This is a genomic window from Caballeronia calidae (assembly GCF_900044055.2).
Taxonomy (GTDB): Bacteria; Pseudomonadota; Gammaproteobacteria; order Burkholderiales; family Burkholderiaceae; genus Caballeronia; species Caballeronia calidae.
Genome location: NZ_FCOX02000152.1, coordinates 1 through 6,475 on the forward strand (window position 1 = coordinate 1; position 6,475 = coordinate 6,475).

The 6,475-nt window shown below is 57.1% G+C and carries 4 protein-coding genes and 1 pseudogene; 3 read left to right on the forward strand and 2 right to left on the reverse strand.

What is annotated here, in order from left to right; translation table 11 throughout:
- Positions 1-741: hypothetical protein (locus AWB78_RS40920; protein ID WP_198399468.1), on the forward strand; the 741-nt coding region annotated here is incomplete at its 5' end.
- A 435-nt stretch (positions 742-1,176) separates the two neighbouring features.
- Here AWB78_RS40920 and AWB78_RS40925 read toward each other — a convergent pair.
- On the reverse strand, positions 1,177-2,013 hold the full coding sequence (locus AWB78_RS40925; RefSeq protein WP_198399469.1) for an NYN domain-containing protein: 837 nt from the start codon (positions 2,011-2,013) through the stop codon (positions 1,177-1,179).
- 256 nt (positions 2,014-2,269) lie between these two features.
- On the opposite strand from AWB78_RS40925, the gene AWB78_RS47995 reads away from it, so the two are divergent.
- Both AWB78_RS47995 and AWB78_RS47285 read left to right on the forward strand, forming a co-directional pair.
- Entirely contained in the window at positions 2,270-2,449 is a 180-nt protein-coding gene (locus AWB78_RS47995) for a hypothetical protein (RefSeq protein WP_198399470.1), read from the forward strand.
- 232 nt (positions 2,450-2,681) lie between these two features.
- Positions 2,682-4,481: an SUMF1/EgtB/PvdO family nonheme iron enzyme gene (locus AWB78_RS47285; RefSeq protein WP_198399471.1), complete on the forward strand. Its 1,800-nt coding sequence runs from the start codon at positions 2,682-2,684 to the stop codon at positions 4,479-4,481.
- A 1,323-nt stretch (positions 4,482-5,804) separates the two neighbouring features.
- On the opposite strand, the pseudogene AWB78_RS40940 reads toward AWB78_RS47285, so the two are convergent.
- Positions 5,805-6,374 (reverse strand): annotated as a pseudogene (locus AWB78_RS40940) (IS66 family transposase); the annotation flags it as partial.
- Positions 6,375-6,475 lie beyond the last annotated feature (101 nt).

A 6,475-nucleotide genomic window follows, 5' to 3' on the forward strand; every position in this document is an offset into this window, starting at 1 on the left:
CGCTTTCTGCTCCTGATCGTCGGCGACGGAATTCGCGAAGGCGTGGAGGCCATTGCCGAGTATCTGCATGATCATGTATCGCTGCATTTCACGCTCGGGCTGGTCGAACTGCCGGTCTATGAGATGCCGAACGGCATCGGCCGGCTGGTCGTTCCGCGCGTGCTCGCCCATACGAAGCTCGTGACCCGCAATGTCGTCGCGTTGCCGGATGGACTGAGCCTGGCGATCGAGGATTCGCAAGAGGCTGCGATTGACGCGGAGGTCGATCTGGATCGCGCCGCACTAATGCAGGAACGCCTCGATTTCTGGTCCCACTTCCTGCAGCAGCTCCGGTTGACGGATCCGGAACAGCAGATCCCCAAGGCATCGCGCAAAGGCTGGCTCGGCTTCATGCTTCCCGCGCCCAATGGCAGTTCCTGGCTCACTGTCTATCGCGACCTGTATAAGGGTGAAGTGGGCATTTTGTTGTCCTCCAATCGCAATACGGCTGGTGAATACGCGATGGAGACGATTGCGGAGAATTGGGCAGAGGTCAGAGGCGCGCTGGGCGGAAACGCGAAGCTGACGGAGAAGGATGGCAGGCCGCGGATCATCGAAGAACACCGGTTCGCGCCTTTATCTGATCCGCAAGTGCAAGCTGAGGCATTCGCCTGGCTGACCGATCGCCTGAATGCATTCGTAAACGTTCTGCGGCCGTTGGTGCGCTCGGCCGCGGCTGACTACGAGCCCAAAAGAGATTAAATCATGCCTGTCACCCTGGGGGTGAGCAGATAGGATGAGCGGTTGTGCATGAGCTGGGATTGCCCATGGGCGTCGTTCGTGTAAGCCATTAAGCGGAAAGTAGATCGGCACGGCGGGACGGTCGTTCTTACAAGCGACTGTCCTTTGCACGTCATCCAGAGACATTCGGCCTACCGGGTCGAAGAGCTGCATAGGGCTGAAACCGTGAGTAGCGGCATCCCCAAAGCGGTCATCCCGCTGTGCGCCGCCGCCACTGTCGAAACTTTAACTATTGCCGACGTTCGACGGAGCCTCATCGAGCGTCCGCAATGGCCGATAAGGGCGTTGGTCGCACCAGAGACTTCAATCTGGCCATACACCCGTGGCGCCCTATCGCGTGCCGCGCTTGCCGTTTCTGAAATTAGATGGGCTTCTCTTTGAGTCCTCGCTGGCACCTCACCGGGGCTTCAGATAAAGCTGCTTCTGAGCCTGACCGGGTAGGGCACGCTCTTCCGTCACGAAGATGTCCTGGCGCGACCTCACCAGGTCGGATAGCTTCCTGAACCCATAAACCCGGGGGTCAAAGTCCGGCTTGAGTTTCGTGAGGTAGCTCCCAAACGTGCCCAAATGCGCCCATCCATTCTCGCCCGACGACTGGTCGAGCGCGGAAAGCATGAAATCCTGCGGGAGACTAGGTGCCGCGGCTTGGGTAAGCGCTGTTGCCGGCGGCAGCGCAGGCGCCGCCGTGGGTTCGGGCTTGACCGCTGCCGATAGGGATCCGGTCTCAGCAGGCCGCAGCAACTCCGTCAGGACGAACTTGTTGCAGGCATTCCGGAATGCGTCCGGCGTCTTCTGTTCCCCAAAGCCCAACACGACTAACCCTTCCTCTCGAATTCGGGTCGCCAGCCCGGTGAAGTCGCTGTCGCTTGTCACGAGGCAGAAGCCATCGAAGCGCCGCGTGTACAGCAAATCCATCGCATCAATGATGAGGGTGCTGTCGGTTGCGTTCTTGCCCGTGGTGTACGCGAACTGTTGGACTGGCTTGATGGCGTACTTCTGGAGGACCTTCTTCCACGAAGCGCTGTGCGGAGAAGTGAAATCCCCATAGATGCGTTTCACAGTTGCCTCCCCGAATCTTGCAACTTCCGCCAAAATCCCCTCGATGACCGCAGCTTGAGCATTGTCGGCGTCGATTAGGAGGGCAAGCCGCAGAGCAGGTTCTTCCGCTTCGATTTTGGCAACGAGTTTGGGGGTAACCATATTGGCATAGGCAAAGTGTTTGGGCTTCAACATGATACCTTTCTAATGCGCAGACTCATCGCCTTCAGGATAGAGCGAACGTGAGGATGTCCCCTCTGACGCCACCACCTATTTCATCGGTGCGTTGCGGTCCGTTGTTAAGGACGGAGCCGCCACTTGGACGTCCGTATTGGAACGCTACCCAACGTCGCAAGATGGCCGAGTTCGGCAATGCGATTGCTCCGACGGTCACGACGAAAAAGAATGGAGGAAGAAAATGTAACTCCCATCAACTCAATGGGAGTCTGTCATGGGAAGCAATCAAAGCCGTGAGCCCTGGAACAAACGCAAGTTAGTTGGTCAGAACTCGCCGCTTGCTGTCGATCGCAAGATTGAATGGCCCTTAGATGGAAACCGCGCGGGTGCGACCTCTGAAGCGGAAAGACGTCTGGGCAATCCGGATTCACCTCCAGAACGCGCACGCGATTAGTCGAAGGCGTCGATGTTTATGCTACGCAATGACATTGACACACGCGGAATCCGACGGTAACCTTTCCAACGGGTTTGGAGACACCCCGCTGGATCGTCGGCGCCGCCAACGCCGAGAGCAAGTTCTTCTCGTATCGGTAAACGGACGACTATCACGACACGCGCCCACATGGGCTATCTTTCTTCCCAATGGCGGCCTTGGGGAAGGGGATGGCATTGAAGTGGAGAATTGTGTGTCTCATCATCCCTCATTCGCCGGCAATCGGCTCGGCTACCTTCTGCTCCGTGACGGGCATGCTGTACCGCTCCGCGGCATATCCCCCGAAGAAATAAAGGCTGGCGCAAAACATCGCGTGCCCAACCCTGATGTCGAGCCTTTGCGGCATCGCCAGTGCCTTAACGCCATTGTCGATCGACTTGGTTTCAGCGGCGATTTCGGCACCTTCCAAAACGAAGGTTGGCCCGATTTTCAAAAATTCCTGAATCGTAATGGCTGCACGCGCAGAGTTGGAGTTTTCCCAGTCGATCACGGCGGGAGCATCGACCTGCATTTCGGCCCGTATGGCGGCCCGCAGCCGCGACAACTCGCAGATCGCATCTTCGAGGCACAGAACGCTCGCCCGAAGCGCGTGTTCTTGGGCTATGGTGTTGATTGGGCGGCCTGGGACGGCGGCAACGGCAACACGGTTCCTTTCGCGGCCGTTGCTTCGACGCCGGCTGATGGCGAAACCGCACGTCGACGTGCGGCCGATCTCTTCTCGCGTCGCCATGACTTACTTGGGCAATTCGGGTTTATTGATGACAAGTTGGTTAATGGGTCACCGAGAATCGTCGTCGATAAAACGTATTGGACACTTGGTTCCGACAGCTATAAGCGAGAACGAAGCTTGGAGAAGATCACCGCCGCGGTCAGTGCGTTTCGTGCGGTGTTTGACGGCAAGGTTGAGGGATGGGTGGATGTGCTTCCTTATCGCGACCGTCTTGTTGTGCTTCGCGCGCACGATGGCGGATGGGACCTGTTGTGGCGAGACTATCGGGAGAAGGAGCCGCCAAATCCGATGCTCGTCGGAAACGCTTTACAACTTAGCGTGGAGGACCTTCCATCCCATCTGATGAACGAGAGCGACCGCCGGCGCGCGCTTCACTTCCGAAAAAACGTGTGGGAGGAGATGGAAGCGCACGAAGCTGAGCAAGCTTTTTACGACAGAGGCGGAAGCATCGCACAACGCCAGACGACGAGTGACGCCGACGTACTGTTAGCATGGATCCGAGAGAAGGGATTGCTTTCAACACCTGATCGCGTTAAGTGGGAGGGACCGCTCCCTCATGGCTTCAGGATCGTTCGAATTGGGGAGCGCAGGGTCGCATTGAGCGACATGATTATTGTCGATTCCTATCGGCGAATGCTTGTGGAAACCGGATACGGTGACCGACGCTCCATGAGCGACGAGCGGTGGGAGTTAGCGAATGGAGATACGTCGATCAAAGCCCCCGTCGGTGCTTCCTGGACTGACGCTCAAGCCTATTGCTCGTGGAAAGAGCGGAAGATCGGCGTCGCATTGCGGCTTCCGACAAGGGAGGAGCTTCGGGCAATCAGGCCCGCTTTTTCGTCCCATTATGGGAGGCTTGCGGGACGTGATTTCCCTTGGGAGGACTTCCCGCCTCGGCCGATAGCTGCCGATAACGCGTCGGATATTGCGTGCGAGGTTCCATCGGCACTTGTATGGTCTGAGCCTCGCTTCCTAGAGCCTCATGCAGACCTGCCGCGGTATCCAGCAGACAGCGGATACTATAAAAAATCACGTAAGCGGCGGATAGCCGACTTTCCCCCGCGGGCTTGCTGGAAGAGTCCGTTGCCGATAGCCGCGTATGACGGGCTCGACTTCATCGACGCATGGGATGCCTATGAATGGTGTCAAGAGAAAGGCTGGATAAGCGGACGTTTCTGGGAGGGCCAAATTGCGGCAAACTGCTGGGGCGCATACAAGAACGTTAAGGTCACTTTCCGTCTTGTCATTGATCTCGCGGAGTGAATCTATGCTTACCGCTACAGCTAAAAGCTGCTTCAGCCGCCGTGGAGCCCCGAGAAGCACCTATCCGGATCGCGTGGCCGCCGAACTTGGAGCAGAGCTTGTCTTGTCAAAGTACAAAAGTCACATGGTGCCGTATCGTTGCACGGACTGCGGCTTATGGCATCTGTGCCCCATGAGCCGTTACACACCATCTGAACATTGTGATTTTTGTTCAAAACAGGCCTACGAGTCGGAGATTACCGCCGAGCGTCGTGCCGAGCTACTGGAGCTAGAGCGCGGCGTGTGGCTCCGAGTATATGCTTGTCCACATCGGAACGGGTGGCATCTGACAAGTCGACGCAGAGCCTAGTAATGACGGCTCGTCCACATTGAAGAGAGCAAACATTCTGGGAGCCATCTCAAAATCGGTCGGCGATGTTGACACTCTCATCGTGAAAACTTCGCGTTGACCGCTCATGGCAGTGACGCGCCTCAATTGTTGGGCGCGTCGCTTGTATCAAGTCCGCTGGGGCTCTCCTCTAATGTGGGAAGTGGACGCGTAGCAGAGATCCTTCCGAAAGCTGACTTCCGAAGATGCTGGAAAGCCGTCATCGACGGATCAGAAGCTCAATTGACAAGTACGGGAGTACTGGTCGGGAGCGGGGGTTCACTGATGGGGGCAACTGCCGTCCAACTGCGCGGTGCCACCAACGTCAGCAATCCAGCAGGCTGCAGACGCGAAACTCAGCCAGCGTGAACGTCCGCAATGGCCGATTGGAGCCCATTGACCGCTGAATTGATTGACTACGCGAGCGAGGTCTCTGTTCTTCAACGGCTGATCGGTGCGACCAAATGCATCGATCTAATCGGACTTCGTGACGCTGTTCATGTTATCAAATCCGTCGAAGTCACTCTGCATGAGGAAGATGCGCGAGAAAGATTCACCAGGCGGCGGGAACGTGGACACCAACCGCGTTCCACGGGCTCAACAATGCGAAGGTCTCTTTTCAAAGATTCGGCAGATGCGCTAGCGACTTCGGTTCCACGTTCGGCAGATTGACGGCAGTGCTTGCGTCCACCTCTTCATCAGGCACGGGCTTGCGCATGGCCTCACTTCGCGGAGGGTTGCAAGTCGAGCAAATCACAGCGAGATAGTCAACGTCGACAGGCTTTCCTATGTTTCCGTACATGTCGATGCAGTCTTCTACGTAGGGTAAGCGGCTCGGCAGGGCCGGTCCCCGATCCGCGCGCGCGTGGGGCATGATGTGAGAGCGTGGGGAGGTCCGGGTAGATCACATGAGATCGTTCCATGATCGTGGACACGATCTATCTGGATCTACCCGGTCAAACTGTGGGCGTGGGCGCAGCGGCCGGCTTCAGTTTGTCGGCCACGTTCCAGGGAAGCAGTTCGTCGACGCGGTTGACCTTGTGGTCCGCAATATTTGTGAGCACGTATTCGAGGTAGGCACGTGGGTTGATTTCGTTGAGTTTGCACGTACCGATGAGACTGTACATCGCCGCTGCACGCTCACCGCCGCTGTCGGAGCCGACGAACAGGTAGTTTTTCCTACCCAACGCTACACAGCGCAGGGCATTTTCCGCGAGCACGTTGCTGATCTCGGCGCGTCCGTCCTCGCAGTAGAACGTGAGGGCCGCCCAGTGGTTCAGCGAGTAGTTGATCGCGCCCGTGAGCGTGGACTTCTTCGACAGCGTCGCAAGCTTGGCTCTGATCGTCGATTCGAACGTGTTGAGCAGGGGCTTACTCTTCTCCTGCCGCACACGCAACCGGTCATCGGGAGGTTTGCCGCGAATGTCAGCTTCGATGCGGTAGAGCTCGCCGATCATCTCGAGCAGTTTCTGGGTATCCGGAGTCGGCGTACGCTCGTGAACGTCGAATATGTACCTCCTCGCGTGATCCTTATCTTGAGCTTGAGATAAGGATCAGTATCCCAAGATTATTTTTATCTGGATAAGATACGATCGCCAACAACTTGTAGGCACTATATCCAGAGTTT

Excerpts from the sequence above, each read along its gene's own strand:
- AWB78_RS40925 (WP_198399469.1), bottom strand. The coding sequence starts at position 2,013 with ATGTTGAAGCCCAAACACTTTGCCTATGCCAATATGGTTACCCCCAAA.
- AWB78_RS47995 (WP_198399470.1), top strand. The coding sequence starts at position 2,270 with ATGGGAAGCAATCAAAGCCGTGAGCCCTGGAACAAACGCAAGTTAGTT.